This is a genomic window from Streptomyces nogalater, from assembly GCF_039532885.1.
GTDB lineage: Bacteria > Actinomycetota > Actinomycetes > Streptomycetales > Streptomycetaceae > Streptomyces > Streptomyces nogalater.
Genome location: NZ_BAAASM010000053.1, coordinates 54,948 through 71,780 on the forward strand (window position 1 = coordinate 54,948; position 16,833 = coordinate 71,780).

17 protein-coding genes are annotated in these 16,833 nt (G+C 71.6%); 11 read left to right on the forward strand and 6 right to left on the reverse strand.

Annotated elements, in window-relative coordinates:
• Positions 1 to 593: 593 nt before the first annotated feature.
• The 5 genes from ABD350_RS29310 to rbsD all read left to right on the forward strand — a co-directional run bounded on the left by ABD350_RS29310 (position 594) and on the right by rbsD (position 6,473).
• Entirely contained in the window at positions 594 to 1,619 is a 1,026-nt protein-coding gene (locus ABD350_RS29310; protein ID WP_344351743.1) for a LacI family DNA-binding transcriptional regulator, read from the forward strand.
• Positions 1,616 to 3,151 carry a sugar ABC transporter ATP-binding protein gene (locus ABD350_RS29315; RefSeq protein WP_344351745.1) on the forward strand — a complete coding sequence of 512 codons (1,536 nt, stop codon included), beginning with the start codon at positions 1,616 to 1,618 and terminating at the stop codon, positions 3,149 to 3,151. Before ABD350_RS29310 ends, ABD350_RS29315 begins: the two co-directional genes overlap by 4 nt.
• Positions 3,141 to 5,090 (forward strand): ABC transporter permease/substrate-binding protein, encoded by a 1,950-nt coding sequence (locus tag ABD350_RS29320; RefSeq protein ID WP_344351746.1) that lies wholly within the window; start codon positions 3,141 to 3,143, stop codon positions 5,088 to 5,090. Before ABD350_RS29315 ends, ABD350_RS29320 begins: the two co-directional genes overlap by 11 nt.
• A 79-nt stretch (positions 5,091 to 5,169) precedes the next feature.
• Positions 5,170 to 6,087, forward strand: a complete 918-nt coding sequence (locus ABD350_RS29325) for a ribokinase (protein ID WP_344351748.1) — start codon at positions 5,170 to 5,172, stop codon at positions 6,085 to 6,087.
• Positions 6,084 to 6,473: a D-ribose pyranase gene (gene rbsD, locus ABD350_RS29330; RefSeq protein ID WP_344351750.1), complete on the forward strand. Its 390-nt coding sequence runs from the start codon at positions 6,084 to 6,086 to the stop codon at positions 6,471 to 6,473. Before ABD350_RS29325 ends, rbsD begins: the two co-directional genes overlap by 4 nt.
• On the opposite strand, the gene ABD350_RS29335 is transcribed toward rbsD, so the two are convergent.
• Positions 6,470 to 6,772, reverse strand: a complete 303-nt coding sequence (locus ABD350_RS29335) for a hypothetical protein (RefSeq protein ID WP_344351751.1) — start codon at positions 6,770 to 6,772, stop codon at positions 6,470 to 6,472. The genes rbsD and ABD350_RS29335 overlap by 4 nt on opposite strands.
• 328 nt (positions 6,773 to 7,100) lie before the next feature.
• Here ABD350_RS29335 and ABD350_RS29340 point away from each other — a divergent pair, with 328 nt between their 5' ends.
• From ABD350_RS29340 to ABD350_RS29350, 3 genes are read left to right on the forward strand one after another with little or no spacing between them, the layout of a single operon-like run.
• A complete protein-coding gene (locus tag ABD350_RS29340; protein WP_344351752.1) occupies positions 7,101 to 7,925 on the forward strand; it encodes a helix-turn-helix domain-containing protein in 825 nt (274 codons plus the stop codon).
• Positions 7,912 to 8,142, forward strand: coding sequence for a DUF397 domain-containing protein (locus ABD350_RS29345; protein ID WP_344351753.1), 231 nt, complete (start codon positions 7,912 to 7,914; stop codon positions 8,140 to 8,142). The genes ABD350_RS29340 and ABD350_RS29345 overlap by 14 nt, the downstream gene beginning before the upstream one ends.
• Positions 8,142 to 9,065: a fructosamine kinase family protein gene (locus ABD350_RS29350; protein ID WP_344351754.1), complete on the forward strand. Its 924-nt coding sequence runs from the start codon at positions 8,142 to 8,144 to the stop codon at positions 9,063 to 9,065. The genes ABD350_RS29345 and ABD350_RS29350 overlap by 1 nt, the downstream gene beginning before the upstream one ends.
• Here the strand turns inward: ABD350_RS29350 and ABD350_RS29355 are convergent.
• A complete protein-coding gene (locus ABD350_RS29355) occupies positions 9,062 to 9,496 on the reverse strand; it encodes an Rrf2 family transcriptional regulator (RefSeq protein WP_344351755.1) in 435 nt (144 codons plus the stop codon). The two genes, ABD350_RS29350 and ABD350_RS29355, sit on opposite strands and share 4 nt — an antisense overlap.
• 126 nt (positions 9,497 to 9,622) lie before the next feature.
• Here ABD350_RS29355 and ABD350_RS29360 point away from each other — a divergent pair, with 126 nt between their 5' ends.
• A complete protein-coding gene (locus ABD350_RS29360) occupies positions 9,623 to 10,378 on the forward strand; it encodes an SDR family NAD(P)-dependent oxidoreductase (RefSeq protein WP_344351756.1) in 756 nt (251 codons plus the stop codon).
• A 110-nt stretch (positions 10,379 to 10,488) separates the two neighbouring features.
• Here ABD350_RS29360 and ABD350_RS29365 read toward each other — a convergent pair whose 3' ends face one another.
• Positions 10,489 to 11,400 carry an SDR family oxidoreductase gene (locus ABD350_RS29365; protein WP_344351757.1) on the reverse strand — a complete coding sequence of 304 codons (912 nt, stop codon included), beginning with the start codon at positions 11,398 to 11,400 and terminating at the stop codon, positions 10,489 to 10,491.
• A 114-nt stretch (positions 11,401 to 11,514) separates the two neighbouring features.
• Between ABD350_RS29365 and ABD350_RS29370 the strand changes: the two genes are divergently transcribed.
• Positions 11,515 to 12,078: a TetR family transcriptional regulator gene (locus ABD350_RS29370; RefSeq protein ID WP_344351758.1), complete on the forward strand. Its 564-nt coding sequence runs from the start codon at positions 11,515 to 11,517 to the stop codon at positions 12,076 to 12,078.
• Between the two features lie 134 nt (positions 12,079 to 12,212).
• Here ABD350_RS29370 and ABD350_RS29375 read toward each other — a convergent pair whose 3' ends face one another.
• Genes ABD350_RS29375 through ABD350_RS29385 form a run of 3 tightly spaced genes read right to left on the reverse strand, consistent with a single transcriptional unit; the run spans position 12,213 to position 15,354 of the window.
• The gene (locus ABD350_RS29375; protein WP_344351759.1) at positions 12,213 to 13,058 is read right to left on the reverse strand and encodes a sugar phosphate isomerase/epimerase family protein; all 846 of its coding nucleotides are present in this window, start codon (positions 13,056 to 13,058) and stop codon (positions 12,213 to 12,215) included.
• A complete protein-coding gene (locus ABD350_RS29380; RefSeq protein ID WP_344351760.1) occupies positions 13,055 to 14,206 on the reverse strand; it encodes a dihydrodipicolinate synthase family protein in 1,152 nt (383 codons plus the stop codon). Before ABD350_RS29380 ends, ABD350_RS29375 begins: the two co-directional genes overlap by 4 nt.
• Positions 14,203 to 15,354, reverse strand: a complete 1,152-nt coding sequence (locus tag ABD350_RS29385; protein WP_344351761.1) for a Gfo/Idh/MocA family protein — start codon at positions 15,352 to 15,354, stop codon at positions 14,203 to 14,205. The genes ABD350_RS29380 and ABD350_RS29385 overlap by 4 nt, the downstream gene beginning before the upstream one ends.
• 208 nt (positions 15,355 to 15,562) lie before the next feature.
• Here ABD350_RS29385 and ABD350_RS29390 point away from each other — a divergent pair, with 208 nt between their 5' ends.
• On the forward strand, positions 15,563 to 16,612 hold the full coding sequence (locus ABD350_RS29390) for a LacI family DNA-binding transcriptional regulator (protein ID WP_344351762.1): 1,050 nt from the start codon (positions 15,563 to 15,565) through the stop codon (positions 16,610 to 16,612).
• The last annotated feature ends 221 nt before the right edge of the window (positions 16,613 to 16,833 follow it).

Here is a 16,833-nt window from a genome sequence, read left to right on the forward strand (position 1 = left end):
TGAATTCCTCCTGGACCGCCTCCAGCAGAGCAAGGAATTCGTGAAGCAGGGTCCCGGTCTCCTGCGGTGCGGCCGGGGCGTGATCGTTACGCCCCTCCGGTGCGAAGTCGGTTGCTCCAGGTGGGTGCAATGTTGGACTGAATGTCAGCAAACCGTCCGTCGACAGGCTATCCTTCCTCGTGTCCCGGTGAAGCAGGCCGTGGAACCTCGTCGTCGTCATATTCGGCTAACGCCACCCCCTCTCCTCCAGATGCGCGGCAAATGAGTGAACGCGATCCCTGGAAAACGTTAGGGAGAGCGTTTTTTCATTTGTTCCGTCCCGGCTTCGTGTCGGTCTCATGCCGGTCTCGTGCCGGTCTCGTGCCAACCTCGTGCCGACCTCGTGCGCGTGCGTGTCCGCGGTCCAACCGGCCGCCGGCCCCGGCCCCGACTCCCGAGAGTGGCCCCCACCCGCCACGACCGCCCGCCGCCACGGTCACGATTGGGTTTCGGCCAACCCCACCCCCTTGCCCCCGCCCCGTGTAATCGTTTCCAATCCTCGTACGGCAGGGATGTAATCGATTCCACGAGTCCACGAGGAGGTGGAGCCGGCGATGGCGAGCATCAAGGATGTCGCCGCTTCGGCGGGGGTGTCCGTGGCCACCGTGTCACGCGTGCTGAACGGCCACCCGTCCGTCAGCGCCGACGCCCGGGAGCGGGTGATGGCCGCCGTGGCGGCCCTCGGGTACCGGCCGAACGCCGTCGCGCGGTCCTTGCGGACCGATCAGACCCACACCCTCGGGCTCGTCATCAGTGACGTGCTGAATCCCTACTTCACCGCGCTGGCCCGGTCCGTCGAGGAAGAGGCCCGGGCGCTCGGGTACAGCGTGATCATCGGGAACGCGGACGAACGGCCCGAACTCCAGGACCATCACGTGCGGAACCTGCTCGACCGGCGGATCGACGGGCTGCTCGTGTCGCCCACCGACGGCGGGTCGCCGCTCATGCTGGACGCCGCCCGGGCGGGGACTCCCATGGTGTTCGTCGACCGGTGGATCCCCGGTGTGGACGTGCCCGTCGTGCGGGCCGACGGGCGGGCCGCCGTACGGGACCTCGTGGCGCATCTGTACGCGCTCGGGCACCGGCGGCTCGCCATCATCGCCGGGCCCGCCGCCACCACCACCGGCAGTGAGCGTGTCGAGGCCTTCCGGGCCGCGCTCGCCGAGTACGGGCTGCCGTTGCCCGACGCCTACATAGGCCAGGGCGACTTCCAGGCCGAGAGCGGGCGGCGGGTCACCGAGGGGTTCCTGGATCTGCCCGAGCCGCCCGACGTCGTCTTCGCCGCCGACAACCTGATGGCGCTCGGCGCGCTGGACGCCGTACGCGCGCGGGGTCTGCGCGTGCCCGACGACATCGCGCTGGCCGCGTTCGACGACATCCCGTGGTTCGTGCACACCGATCCGCCGGTCACCGCGATCGCCCAGCCCACCGGTGAGCTGGGGCGGGCCGCCGTACGCGCGCTGGTCGACCGGATCGAGGGGCGTACCCCGCGCTCCGTCACGCTGCCCGCCCGGCTCGTCGTACGCCGCTCGTGCGGTGAGCCCCCCACCCCCTCCCCAGTGCAAAGGAGCACGACGTGAGCAACCCGGACGAGTTGCTGCGCATCGAGGGCATACGGAAGACCTTCCCCGGCGTGGTCGCGCTCGACGGCGTCGACTTCGATCTGCGCCGGGGCGAGGTCCATGTGCTGCTCGGTGAGAACGGGGCCGGCAAGAGCACGCTGATCAAGATGCTCTCCGGTGCCTACACCCCCGACGCCGGCCGGATTCTCGTGGGCGGAGAGGAGGTGCGCGTCCACGGGGCGCAGGACGCCGAACGGCTCGGGATCGCCACGATCTACCAGGAGTTCAACCTGGTGCCGGATCTGACCGTGGCCGAGAACATCTTCCTGGGGCGGCAGCCGCGCCGCTTCGGGATGATCGACCGGAAGCGGATGGAGGACGACGCCGCGACGCTGCTGAAGCGGGTCGGGGTCGACGTCTCGCCCCGGGCGCGGGTGCGGGAACTCGGGATCGCCCGGCTGCAGATGGTCGAGATCGCCAAGGCGCTCAGCCTGAACGCGCGCGTGCTCATCATGGACGAGCCGACCGCCGTGCTCACCTCGGAGGAGGTGGAGAAGCTCTTCACCATCGTGCGGGGGCTGCGTGCCGACGGGGTGGGGATCGTGTTCATCACCCATCACCTGGAGGAGATCGGCGCCCTCGGGGACCGGGTCACCGTCATCCGGGACGGCAGGAGTGTCGGGCAGGTGCCCGCCTCCACTCCCGAGGACGAGTTGGTCCGGCTGATGGTGGGGCGGTCCATCGAGCAGCAGTACCCGCGGGAGCGGCCCGAGAAGGGCGCCCCCCTGCTGTCCGTGGAGGGGCTGGGCCGGGACGGGGTCTTCCACGACGTGAGCTTCGAGGTGCACGCCGGTGAGGTCGTCGGCATCGCGGGGCTGGTCGGTGCCGGGCGGACCGAGGTCGTGCGGGCCGTGTTCGGCGCCGATCCCTACGATCGCGGGGTCGTCCGGGTCGCCGGCACCGAGCTGCGCCGGCATGACGTGAACGCCGCGATGGACGCCGGGATCGGGCTCGTGCCGGAGGACCGCAAGGGGCAGGGGCTGGTGCTGGACGCCTCCGTCGAGGAGAACCTGGGGCTGGTGACGCTGCGCGCGGCCACCCGGGCGGGGCTCGTGGACCGCAAGGGGCAGCGTGCCGCCGCCGAGCGGATCGCCGGGCAGCTCGGGGTGCGCATGGCGGGCCTCGGGCAGCAGGTGCGGACGCTGTCCGGCGGCAACCAGCAGAAGGTCGTCATCGGCAAGTGGCTGCTGGCCGACACCAAGGTGCTGATCCTCGACGAGCCGACGCGCGGCATCGACGTCGGCGCCAAGGTCGAGATCTACCAGCTGATCAACGAACTGACGGCCGCCGGTGCCGCGGTCCTGATGATCTCCAGCGATCTGCCCGAGGTGCTCGGCATGAGCGACCGGGTGCTGGTGATGGCCCAGGGCCGGATCGCCGGCGAGCTCTCCGCCGGCCAGGCCACGCAGGACGCGGTGATGTCCCTCGCCGTCTCCACCCCCACCACCGAGAAGACCGAGACCGACAAGGAGGCCACCCGTGGCCACTGACACGCTCAAGAGCCGGTCGGGCGCGAGTGGCGCCCCGGGCGGCCTGCGCCGGCTGCTGCTCGACAACGGCGCGCTCACCGCGCTGATCGTCCTCGTCATCGCCCTGTCGGCGCTGTCGGGTGACTTCCTGACCACGGACAACCTGCTGAACATCGGCGTGCAGGCCGCCGTGACGGCCATCCTCGCCTTCGGTGTGACGTTCGTGATCGTCTCCGCGGGCATCGACCTGTCCGTGGGATCGGTGGCCGCGCTGTCGGCGACGATGCTGGGCTGGAGCGCCACCTCGCACGGGGTGCCGGTCGCGCTCGCGGTCGTCCTGGCGGTCGCCACGGGCGTCGTCGCCGGTCTGGTGAACGGCTTCCTCATCGCCTACGGCAAGCTGCCGCCGTTCATCGCGACGCTGGCCATGCTGTCGGTGGGCCGCGGTCTGGCGCTGGTGATCTCGCAGGGCTCCCCCATCGCGTTCCCCGGCCCGGTCTCCCACCTCGGCGACACCCTGGGCGGCTGGCTGCCGGTGCCGGTGCTGGTCATGGTGGTGATGGGGCTGATCGCCGCCGTCATACTCGGGCGGACCTACATCGGGCGGTCCATGTACGCGATCGGCGGCAACGAGGAGGCCGCCCGGCTGTCGGGCCTGAGGGTCAAGCGGCAGAAGCTCGCCATCTACGCCCTGTCCGGGCTGTTCGCCGCCGTCGCGGGCGTGGTGCTGGCCGCCCGGCTGTCCTCGGCGCAGCCGCAGGCCGCCGACGGCTACGAGCTGGACGCCATCGCCGCCGTCGTCATCGGCGGCGCCTCGCTCGCGGGCGGCACCGGCAAGGCGTCCGGCACGCTGATCGGCGCGCTGATCCTGGCGGTGCTGAGGAACGGGCTGAACCTGCTGTCCGTGTCCGCGTTCTGGCAGCAGGTCGTCATCGGTGTCGTGATCGCGCTGGCGGTGCTGCTGGACACCGTGCGCCGCAAGGCCGGTGCCGTCCCGGTGGCCGCCGGCGCGGGTGGGCCGAAGGGGAAGCAGGCGGTGACGTACGCGCTGGCGGCCGTGGTCACCGTGGCCGTGGTCGGCGCGACCTCGCTGCTGCACGGCGGTTCGTCCTCGTCGTCCAACCCGCGGCTGGGCCTGTCCCTGTCCACCCTCAACAACCCGTTCTTCGTGCAGATCCGGTCGGGCGCGCAGGCCGAGGCGAAGAAGCTGGGCGTGGACCTGACCGTCACCGACGCCCAGAACGACGCCTCCCAGCAGGCCAACCAGCTCCAGAACTTCACCAGTACGAACCTGGACGGGATTATCGTCAACCCGGTGGACTCGGACGCGGCGGGCAACTCGGTGAAGGCCGCCGGCAAGGCGGACATCCCCGTCGTCGCCGTGGACCGGGGTGTCAACCACGCCTCGGTGGCCACCCTGGTGGCGTCCGACAACGTGGCCGGCGGTGAGCTGGCCGCGAAGACCGTCGCCGAGAAGCTGGGCGGCAGCGGCAAGATCGTCATCCTCCAGGGGCAGGCGGGCACCTCGGCGGCGCGCGAGCGGGCGGCCGGGTTCGCCAAGGGCCTGAAGGCCTACCCGGGCATCCGGGTGCTGGCCCAGCAGCCCGCCGACTTCGACCGCACCAAGGGGCTGGACGTGATGTCGAACCTGCTCCAGGCCCACCCGGACGTGCAGGGCGTCATCGCCGCCAACGACGAGATGGCCCTCGGCGCGATCAAGGCGCTCGGCTCCAAGGCGGGCAGGTCGGTGCAGGTCGTCGGCTTCGACGGCACCCCGGACGGGCTGACGGCGGTCAAGGGCGGCACGCTGTACGCGTCGGTCGCCCAGCAGCCCTCGCAGCTGGGCCGGATCGCCGTGGACAACGCCCTCAAGGCGGTCCGGGGCGAGAAGGTGGCCCCGACGGTGAAGGTGCCGGTGAAGGTGGTCACCAAGGACAACGTGGCCGGTTTCACCGGCTGACGGGCCAGGGTCGGGCGGGTGGCCCCGGGAGCGCTTCCGGGGCCGCCCGCCCCACGTCATCTCTCAGGGGAGTCAACTGATGTACGACTACGACCTGCTGGTCGTGGGTTCGGCCAACGCGGACCTGGTGATCGGTGTCGAGCGGCGGCCGGCCGCGGGCGAGACGGTGCTCGGCGGCGATCTGGCCGTGCACCCGGGCGGCAAGGGCGCGAACCAGGCGGTCGCGGCGGCCCGGTTGGAGGCGCGTACGGCCCTGCTGGCGCGGGTCGGCGACGACGGCCACGGCCGGCTGCTGCTGGATTCCCTGCGCGCGGCCGGGGTGGACACGGTGGGGGTACTGGTCGGCGGCGCCCCGACGGGCGTGGCGCTGATCACCGTGGACCCGTCCGGGGACAACAGCATCGTGGTGTCGCCGGGCGCCAACGCGCGGCTGCGGCCCGAGGACGTGCGGACGGCCACGAGCCTCTTCCACGCCTCCCGGGTGGTGTCCGCGCAGCTGGAGATCCCGCTGGAGACCGTCGTGGAGGTGGTGCGGAACCTGGCGCCGGGCAGCCGCTTCGTGCTGAACCCGTCCCCGCCGCGCGAGCTGCCGACGGAGGTGCTGGCCGCCTGTGACCCGCTGATCGTGAACGAGCACGAGGCGCGGGTGATCCTCGGGGACGCCCGGGTCGGCGACGACCCCGCCGACTGGGCGCGGCTGCTGCTGGCCAAGGGGCCGCGCTCGGTGGTCGTCACGCTGGGCGCGCGCGGGGCGCTGGTGTGCGACGGCTCGGGTACGGCCCTGGTGCCGTCGGTGAAGGTGGACGCGGTGGACACCACCGGCGCGGGCGACGCGTTCACCGCCGCGCTGGCCTGGCGGCTGGGCGCGGGCGCGAGCCTCGCGGACGCGGCGGCCTACGCGGCCCGGGTGGGCGCGGCGGCCGTGACACGGCGGGGCGCGCAGGAGTCGTACCCGACGGCGGCTGAGGTCGAGGCGCTGGGTGGTGACGCGCGGTGAAGAGGTCGGGGATCCTGAACCGTCACCTGGCCGGGGCGCTGGCCGAGCTCGGGCACGGGCACGGGGTGCTGGTGTGCGACGCGGGGATGCCGGTACCCGACGGTCCCCGGGTGGTGGACCTGGCGTTCCGCGCCGGGGTGCCGTCCTTCGCCGAGGTGCTGGACGGCCTGCTGGCCGAGCTGGTGGTGGAGGGAGCGACGGCGGCGGAGGAGGTCCGGACGGCCAACCCGGCGGCGACGGCCCTGCTGGAGAGCCGTTTGGCCGACCTGGCCTACGTCCCGCACGAGCGCCTGAAGGAGCTGTCGGCCGGTGCCCGGCTGATCGTCCGTACGGGCGAGGCCCGCCCGTACGCGAACGTGCTGCTGCGGTGCGGGGTGTTCTTCTAGCCGCTCGGCGGCCGTGCCCCCCTGCTCTCCGCGACCCGCTTTACCTCCCGCAGGGACGCGGTGAGCTGCCGGGCGAGGTAGTGCAGTTCCCGGTCCGTCAGGCGGTGCGCGGTGAGGAGTTCGGCCGCGTGGTCGATCAGCTCCCCGGCCATCCCGAGCTGCACGCTCTCGACCTGGTCCGCGAGCCGGGACACATAGCCCGTGCCGTCGCCCAGCACGTAGCAGGGCTTGCCCTCCTCGCCGGTCCACGGGAGCAGCCGCCCGTTCGCCGGGGGGTCGTCGTACGTCCGGTCGCTCATGCGTAGGTCTCCACCAGGGCGAGGTACGGGCGGACGAGCGGGCTGTCCTCACCGCGCAGGGGGGCCTCGCCCCTGCGGCACGTCGTGGGTCCGCCGACGTACGGGCACGAGTACGGGGACACCTCCGTGTACGGCGGGGATGTGACCGGCCTACGGCGCCGACGCGACGGCCTGACCAACCGGGCCAGGAGACGAGTCATACCGACCTGCTTTCTCACCTGCGGTGACTGCGTTGTGTGCTGATTTCCTCACAGAGTGGGGTCGGTTGTGGCTACGCTGCCAGGGGCTGGGGGTTGACATTGCGCCTGTCACCAAGGGAGTTGGCCGGATGAGCGTTGTCCGCAGGCCGAAGACGCCGCGCGAGAAGTACGGGGAGGAGCTGAGGCTGCGGCGCATCGCGGCCGGGCTCACCCAGGAGCAGCTGAGCGAGATCGTGGTCTGCTCGCCGACGCTGATCAGTCACTGGGAGGCGGGGAGGCGGCTGCCCAAGCCGGATGACGCCCGTCGGATCGACCAGGCGCTGGGGACGGATGGGTTTTTCGAGAGGTGGCTGGAGGATTTGGAGGGCAAGTACGCTCCTCAGTTCGCCGCCGCTCGCGAACTGGAGCAACAAGCAACGCGGATCCAGTTGTTCGCGCTCTCACTTGTCCCCGGTCTGCTTCAGACACCGGGGTACGCGCGGGCCGTGTTCACGGCCTACCACCCCAACTACACAGACTCGGAGCTTGACAAGGAAGTTGTCACTCGAACAGACAGGGCGAAGATTCTGGAGGGACCGTCGGCTCCTGTCATCTGGGCGCTGCTCGACGAGGCTGTTCTGCGCCGCGCGGTAGGTGGCCCCCAAGTCATGGCGGAGCAGCTCTACAAGATTGCCGACATGGCCGAGGCACGGCACATTCGGCTGCACGTCCTCCCGTACGGGGTCGGTGCGCACCCGCTGATGACCAGCCTGCTCACCCTGATGAACTTCGAGGACTCCGCTCCGGTGGCATACGTGGACGCGCTGGCAACTGGGCGGCTGATGGATGATCCGTCAATGGTGAGCGCATGTCAGACCTACTACGCTCTGGCGCTGGGCGACGCCTTGTCGCAGCAGGATTCACTGGCCCTCGTCAGAGCCGCAGCGAAGGAACACGCAGATGGTCAGCAGTGAGCGCATCGTCTCCAACTCGTCCGCTCTCGTCGGCTGGTACAAGTCCAGCTACAGCGACGGTCACCAAGCGGAGTGCCTCGAAGTCGCCCGCGGCCACGCTCACGTACCCGTACGCGACAGCAAGACCGTCACCGGACCCGCCGTGCTCTTCTCCCTGGACGGCTGGACCGCGTTCGTAACCGCCGTCAAGGAGAGCCAGCTCCCACCCACCCAGTAATGAGCACACCGTTCCAAAGCCCGCCCGGCACGCCGGAGATACTTGTCGAGCGGCTCCGTGAAGCGGGCTATGCAGCGGAGGCGGTGGAAGAGGCCACCGGTGGCGTGGTCGCCGTCGCGGGGCTGGTCACCCTTGAGGGCGGCGCTCAGGTTTTCGCGAAGACCATACTGGGGCCGGATTCGGACGTATTCACGGTCGAATCCGCCGGCTTGGCCGAGCTCCGCAGCCGTGGAGGGGTGAACACGCCGGACATACTGTGCGTCTCTCCCCGGCTGCTCGTACTCGAAAGAATGCGGCCACGCCGGGACGAAGAACACTTCTGGGAACAGCTCGCCCACATGGTCGCCGCCCTGCACATGTCCACCGTCACCGAGCGGTTCGGCTGGCACCGCGACGGCTGGCTGGGCCGCATGCGTCAGGACAACACCTGGGAGACGGACGGCCACGCGTTTTTCGCGGAGCGGCGCATCCTGCGCTGGCTGCCGGAGCCACTGGTCGAGGCCGCGTTCGACCGTGAAGAGCGCCGGGCCCTGGAACGGCTTTGCGCGTCCCTGCCCGAACTGATCCCGCCCCAGCCACCCTGTCTGACCCATGGCGACCTGTGGCAGGAGAACATCGTCGCCACCGGTGACGGTGCCCCGGTGCTCATCGACCCCGCGGTGTCCTACACCTGGCCGGAGGCCGACCTCAGTATGCTGTGGTGCTCGCCGCGCCCGGCCGTCGCGGAGCGCTTCTTCGCCGTGTACCGGGAGATCGCCGGACTCCAGGACGGCTGGGAGGCACGCATGCCGGTCCTGCATCTCCGCGAACTCCTGAGCACCATCGCGCACGGTGACGACGACTGGGGCGCCGCTGAAGCGGTCCGAGAGATCGCGAGACCGTTCCGAACACGACCCGCCGAACCCGCGCGGCCGGAGCGCTAGCGAGGTGTCGCGAGTACGTCCCGGAGTACGTCCGCGAGCGTGACGCGGGCCAGTTCCTGCCTCAGGGTCTGCTCGATGCCCTCGTAGACGCTCCGCATCGCCGGCTGGATGCCGCGGCCCACCACGCATTCCTGATCCGGGGTGGTGCGGTGCATCGCGAACAGCGGGCCGGGTTCCAACGCCTCGTACACGTCGAGCAGGGTCATCGACTCCAGCTCGCGCGCCAGCGACCAGCCCGCGCCCACGCCCCGCCGGGACTCCACGAGCCCGGCCCTGCGCAGTTCGCCGAGCAACCGTCTGATCACCACCGGGTTGGTGTTCGCGCTGGTCGCGATCTGTTCGGAGGTGGCGACCTCATGGCCCTGGCGCTGATAGAGGCCGATCCAGGCCAGCGCGTGGGCGGCGATGGTCAGCCTGCTGTTGGCGCTCATGGGTCCCTCTCTCGGCCGTGACGCTTCATGCTACGACCGCACAGTCGTAACACTTAAGGTTGCGACAGTCGGTCGTAACAATTACCGTTGCGACTGCACGAGGAGTCGATCAACGAGGTGAGAAGAATGAGCAAGCCACTCACGGGCAAGGTCGCGCTGGTCACCGGGGGGTCACGCGGGCTGGGGGCCGCGACCGTACGGCTGCTTGCCGAGCAGGGCGCCGACGTCGCCTTCACCTACGTCAGCTCCGAGGAGCGGGCGCGGGCCGTCGTGGACGAGGTGCTCGGCAAGGGGGTCAAGGCCGTCGCCTTCCGGTCCGACCAGGCGGACACGAGCCGGGCGCCGGCGCTGATCGACGACGTGGTCGCGCACTTCGGCGGGCTGGACATCCTCGTCAACAACGCGGCGATCTCGGTGGAGCAGGGCCGCAGGGTGGACGACCCGGAGGCCGACACCGCCGCACTGGACCGGATGCACGCCACCAACTACCTCGGTGTGATCGCCGTCATCCGGGCCGCCTCCCGGGTGCTGCGCACGGGCGGCCGCGTCATCACGGTGAGTTCCGGCCTGGGCTCCCGGGTCGGCGCCCCCGGACTTGCCGACTACGCGGCGACCAAGGCCGGGATCGAGCGGTACACCATGGGCGTCGCCCGCGACCTCGGGCCCCGGGACATCACGGCCAACGTCGTGGAGGCCGGACTGATGGAAGGCGGCATGCAGCCGCCGGACCCCGAGACCCTCGACGCCCTGCTCGGCTCGCTGGCCCTGCGACGCACAGGGCACCCCGACGAGATCGCCGCGGCGATCGCCTTCCTGGCGAGCCCCGCCGCGTCGTACGTCACGGGCGCGGTACTGGACGCCCACGGCGGCTACAACGCCTGACGTACCCCCGCGGCAGCAAGACCGTCACCGGGCCCGCCGTGCTCTGCTCGGTGAACGGCTGGGCCTCGTTCGTGAGCGCCGTCAAGAAGGGGCACCTGGCGCCGCTGAAGTCAGGGCGCCGGGCTCGTCAGGTAATCCCCGTGCTCCAGGTCGTGGAGCAGTGTCGGGTGGGCGGGTGACCAGCCGAGCAGTTTCCGCGTGTGCGCGCTGGAGACGGGGCCGTCGAAACCGTAGGCGGTGGCCATGAACGGGCTCACGAAGTGCGTGGCGGCTTCGGCGGGCGTCAGCGAGACCGTGGGCAGGTCCAGGCCCCGGGCGATCGTCTCCACGATGCTCTTCAGGGTGACGCCGCTCTCGGCCACTCCGTGCAGCACGCTGCCCGCGGGCGCCTTCTCCAGCGCGAGGCGGAACAGGACCGCCGCGTCGAGCCGGTGCACGGCAGGCCACCGGTTGGTGCCGTCGCCGACGTAGGCCGATACGCCGGTCTTCCGTGCGGTGGCGATCAGCATGGGGATGAAGCCGTGGTCCTGGGGACCGTGGACGGTGGGAGCGAGGCGGACCACGCTCGCGCGCACACCCCGGGCGGCGAAGCCCAGGCACGCTCGCTCACCGGCGATGCGGAAGGCGGCGATCCCGGCCGTGTCGGGCTCGTCGTTCTCGGTGGTCTCCCGGCCGGCGGGCATCACCAGGGTGCCGGAGGTGACGACGAGCGGCTTGCCCGAGTGTTCCAGCGGCCGGCCGAGCGTCTCGATCGCGGTGCGGTCGCGCCGCGTCATGTCGTCGAGGTCGGAGAAGTCGCCGCCGTAGGCCATGTGCAGGACGGCGTCGGCGGCCGCGGCGCCGGAGGACAGACTGTCGAGGTCGTCCAGGGAACCGCGGTGCGGTGTCACTCCCAGTGCCTCCAGCCGGGCGGCTGCGGCGTCCGAACGCGCCAGGCCGGTGACCGAGTGGCCGGCCGCGACGAGTTCGGCGACGACTGCCGGACCGGTCTGGCCGGTGCCGCCGGTGACGAAGACATGCATGACACCCTCCCTTTTAGCGCCAGTGACTGGCACTACGTGTCACTCGACTCTAGGTAGCGTCAGTGACTGGCGTCAAGAAGCGCCAGTCACTGACACTTCCGCTACCCTTGAGGCATGCCACGGAGCGGAGCAGAAGCGCGCCGCCGCCTTCAGCGGGCGGCCCTGGAGCTGTACCAGGAACGCGGGTTCGACCAGACGACCACGGCCGAGATCGCCGCCCGGGCCGGCGTCAACGAGCGCACGTTCTTCCGGCACTTCCCGGACAAGCGCGAGGTGCTCTTCGACGGAGAAGCCGACCTCCGGGCCGCGCTCACACAGGAGGTCGCGGACGCCCCCGAGGACCTGCGACCGCTCGACGTGCTGCTCCGCGCCTTCCGGAAAGCCGGACGGATCCTGGAGGACAACCGCCCGTTCTCCGAACCGCGCCTGAAGATCATCGCGGTGACACCGGCGCTCCGCGAACGCGACTTGGCCAAGGCCGCCTCGCTCACCGAAGCCCTGGCGGAGGCGCTGCGGCAGCGCGGAGTCCCCGACCGGCTGGCCGGCCTGGCAGCCCACACCGGCTGGGCCGCCTTCCACCAGGCGGCCCAGGCCTGGATCGACGACCCCTCCCAAAGCCTGGACGCGCACCTCACCCAAGCCTTCACCGACCTGCGCGCCCTCTCCGCGACCGGGTGACTCGAAGCCGGCGAGGTGTCCCCAGGACCTCCGGAGTACGTCCGCGAGCGTGACGCGGGCCGGGTTCCACCGCCTTCTGCACGTCGAGCAGGGTCATCGACCTCAGCTCGCGCGTGGGCGGCGGGCCCGGTCGGTCATGCCCCTTGTCGGATCACATGGGTGAGGAAGCGTTCGGCCGTCTCCGCGAGTACCTCCCTTCCGTCCCTCGCCCACAACTCCTCGTTGAAGAGCTCGACTTCGATCGGGCCGGTGTAGCCGGCCGACTCCACGTAGCCCTTCCATTCGCGCATGTCGATCGCGCCGTCGCCGATCTGGCCGCGACCGTTGAGGACGCCTTGGGGCAGGGGGGTGGTCCAGTCGGCTAGCTGGAAGGTGTGGATGCGGCCCGCCGCGCCCGCGCGGGCGATCTGCGCGGGGGCCTGGTCGTCCCACCAGATGTGGTACGTGTCCACGGCCACCCCGACCTGGTCCGCCGGGAAGCGTTCCGCCAGGTCCAGGGCCTGGGTGAGCGTGGAGACCACGCAGCGGTCGGCCGCGTACATGGGGTGCAGGGGTTCGATGGCGAGGCGTACGCCGCGTTCGGCGGCGTAGGGGGCCAGGACGGCCAGGGCGTCGGCGATGCGTTCGCGGGCGCCGTGCAGGTCCTTGCTGAACAGCGGGAGGCCGCCGGAGACCAGGACCAGGGTGTCGGTGCCGAGCGCGGCGGCCTCCTCGATGGCCGCGTGGTTGTCGCCCAGCGCCTCGGCCCGCTCGACGGGGTCGGTCGCCGTGAGGAAGCCGCCCCGGCACAGCGTCGTCACGGTCAGGCCCGCGTCGCGGACCAGCTTGGCGGCCGCCTCCACGCCGTACGCCTGGACCGGTTCCCGCCACAGGCCGACGTGGGTGATGCCCAGCCGGGCGCAGGCGTCGGTCAGTTCGGGCAGGGAGAGCTGCTTCACCGTCATCTGGTTGACGGAGAAGCGGGCGAGGTCGGGGTTCATCGGGTCACTCCGTACAGCGACAGCAGGGTCCTCATGCGTTCCTCGGCCAGTTGGGGGTCGGGGAACAGGCCCAGGGTGTCGGCGAGTTCGTAGGCGCGGGCCAGGTGCGGCAGGGAACGGGCCGACTGGAGGCCGCCGACCATCGCGAAGTGGTCCTGGTGTCCCGCGAGCCAGGCGAGGAGGACCACGCCCGTCTTGTAGAAGCGGGTCGGGGGCTGGAAGAGGTGGCGGGACAGCTCCACCGTGGGGTCGAGAAGGGCGCGGAACGCGGCTACGTCTCCGGTGTCCAGGACCCGGACCGCCTGGGCCGCCAGCGGGCCCAGCGGGTCGAAGACGCCGAGCAGGGCGTGGCTGAAACCCTGCTCGTCGCCCGCGATCAGCTCGGGGTAGTGGAAGTCGTCGCCGGTGTAGCAGCGCACGCCCTGCGGGAGGCGGCGCCGGAGGTCGACCTCGCGGCCGGCGTCCAGCAGGGAGATCTTGACGCCGTCGACCTTGTCCGGGTGGGCGGCGATCACCTCCAGGAAGGTGCCGGTGGCCGTGTCCAGGTCGGCCGAGCCCCAGTAGCCCTCCAGGGCCGGGTCGAACATCGGGCCCAGCCAGTGCAGGATCACCGGCTCGGCGGCCTGGCGCAGCAGATGGCCGTAGACCTCCAGGTAGTCCTCGGGGCCGCGGGCGGTGGCGGCCAGGGCGCGGGAGGCCATGACGATGGCCTGGGCGCCCGTCTCCTCGACCACGGCCAGCTGTTCCTCGTAGGCCGCGCGGATGTCGGCGAGGGTGCCGGCGGGGAGCTGGTCGGTGCCGACGCCGCAGGCGATCCGGCCGCCCACGGCACGCGCCTCGGCCGCGCTGCGCCGGATCAGTTCGGCCGCGCCCGCCCAGTCCAGGCCCATGCCGCGCTGGGCGGTGTCCATCGCCTCGGCGACCCCGAGCCCGTGGGACCACAGGTGGCGGCGGAAGGCGAGGGTGGCGTCCCAGTCGACGGCGGCGGGCGAGTCGGGCGTGACGTCGGCGAAGGGGTCGGCGACGACATGGGCCGCCGAGAAGACCGTACGGGAGGTGAAGGGGGTGCCGGGGGTGAAGGCGAGCGGCTCGGCGCGCGGTGCGTAGGCGCGCAGGGTGCCGTCGGCGGCGGGAAGGTGAAGGGTCACAGGGAGATCTCCGGGACGTCGATGCGGCGGCCCTCGGCGGACGACCTCAGGCCCAGTTCGGCGAGCTGGACGCCGCGGGCGCCGGCCAGCAGGTCCCAGTGGTAGGGGGCGTCGGCGTAGACGTGCCTGAGGAACAGCTCCCACTGGGCCTTGAAGCCGTTGTCGAACTCGGCGTTGTCGGGCACCTCCTGCCACTGGTCGCGGAAGACCTCGGTGGCGGGGATGTCCGGGTTCCACACCGGCTTCGGCGTGGCGCTGCGGTGCTGGACGCGGCAGCTGCGCAGGCCGGCCACGGCCGATCCCTCCGTGCCGTCGACCTGGAACTCCACCAGCTCGTCGCGGTGGACGCGGACGGCCCAGGAGGAGTTGATCTGGGCGATGGCGCCGCCCTCCAGCTCGAAGATGCCGTAGGCGGCGTCGTCGGCGGTGGCGTCGTAGGGCTTGCCCTGTTCGTCCCAGCGCTCGGGGATGTGGGTGGTGGCCAGGGCCTGGACGGATCTCACCCGGCCGAACAGCTCGTGCAGCACGTACTCCCAGTGCGGGAACATGTCGACGACGATGCCCCCGCCGTCCTCCGCGCGGTAGTTCCAGGACGGGCGCTGGGCGGGCTGCCAGTCGCCCTCGAAGACCCAGTAGCCGAACTCGCCGCGTACGGACAGGACGCGGCCGAAGAAGCCGCCGTCGATGAGGCGCTTCAGCTTCAGCAGGCCCGGCAGGAAGATCTTGTCCTGGACGACGCCGTGCTTGACGCCCTTGTCGTGGGCGAGGCGGGCCAGCCGCAGCGCGCCGTCCAGGCCGGTGGCGGTGGGCTTCTCGGTGTAGACGTGCTTGCCGGCCGCGATCGCCCGGGCGATGGCCTCCTCGCGGGCGGAGGTGACCTGGGAGTCGAAGTAGATGTCGACGGACGGGTCCGCGAGGACGGCGTCCAGGTCGGTGGAGACGTGCTCCAGGCCGTGCCGGCCGGCGATCTCCCGCAGGGCGTGCTCGCGGCGGCCGAGCAGGATCGGCTCGGGCCACAGCACGGTGCCGTCGCCGAGGTCGAGGCCGCCCTGGTCGCGCAGGGCGAGGATGGAGCGGACGAGGTGCTGGCGGTAACCCATGCGCCCGGTCACGCCGTTCATGGCGATTCGCACCGTCTTGCGTGTCACGTGAGTCCCTTTCGTGGGCCGGTGTAGCAAGCGCTTTCTACAAGGTGAGAAGCTAGCCTCTGGACGTGGCCGGTACAAGACCGCGTCCCGGTTGTTCGAGGGGGCGAACAAGCGCGGGGCCCGGGCCGTAAGGTCTGGTCGGAACCAGGACCCGTGCCCGGCTGTCTACGAGGGCGTACGACACGACGCGTGACCGGAGGACGACGAGATGACCGTGACCCTGGCGGACGTGGCGGCCCGCGCCCAGGTCTCCCCCGCGACGGTGTCGCGCGTGCTGAACGGCAACTACCCGGTCGCCGCCGCCACCCGGGAGCGGGTGCTGCGGGCGGTGGACGAGCTGGACTACGTCCTCAACGGCCCGGCCAGCGCGCTCGCCGCGGCCACCTCCGACCTGGTCGGCATCCTCGTCAACGACATCGCCGACCCCTTCTTCGGGATCATGGCGAGCGCGATCCAGGGCGAGATCGGCGGGCCGGGCGGGCGCGCGGGCGGGGAGCGGCTGGCGGTCGTCTGCAACACCGGGGGGTCGCCCGAGCGGGAACTGACGTATCTGACACTGCTCCAGCGGCAGCGGGCCGCGGCCGTCGTGCTGACCGGCGGGGCCGTGGAGGACGCGCCGCACGCGGCGGCGGTGGCGGCGAAGCTGCGGAAGCTGGCGGACGCCGGGACCCGGGTGGTGCTGTGCGGGCGCCCGCCGGCGCCGGACACCGGCGCCGTCGCGCTCACCTTCGACAACCGGGGCGGCGCCCGCGCGCTGACCGCCCATCTGCTCGGCCTCGGCCACCGCCGGCTCGGCTACATCGCCGGGCCCGTGGAACGGACGACCACCCGGCACCGCCTGGAGGGCCACCGGGCCGCGCTCGCGGCGGCCGGCGTCGAGGAGGACCCCCGCTGGACGGTGTACGGCCGCTACGACCGCCGGTCCGGCTACGAGGCCACCCTGGAGCTGCTGCGCCGGGATCCGTCCCTGACGGCGATCGTGGCCGCGAACGACTCCGTCGCCCTCGGCGCGTGCGCCGCGCTGCGCGAGTCCGGGCTGCGCATCCCCGAGGACGTCTCGGTGGCCGGCTTCGACGACCTCCCCTTCAGCATCGACGCGGTCCCGTCCCTGACGACGGTCCGCCTGCCCCTGGCGGAGGCGGGCGCCCGCGCGGGCCGCGTCGCCATGGGCCGCGAGGAGCCGCCGCCGGGCGGGATCACCTCGGTGCGGGGGGAGTTGATGGTGCGGGGGTCTACAGGGGTGCCTCGGGTGTCCTGAGACGGTGCATGGCCCCCGAGGGTTGACGGGGGGAGAATCCACGGGGGCCGCGGGCGGCTTGAGGGCGGTGCGTCACAGCGGGGGCCGACAGGGACGCTGCGGGGCTTCGGGGGGGGCGGTGCGCCACGTGGCCCGGGGTGGGTGAGGGTGCGGGGGCCGCCTTGATGCCGCGCGCGTTACGAGGCCCGTGCATGGCCCCCGAGGGTTGACGGGGGGAGAGT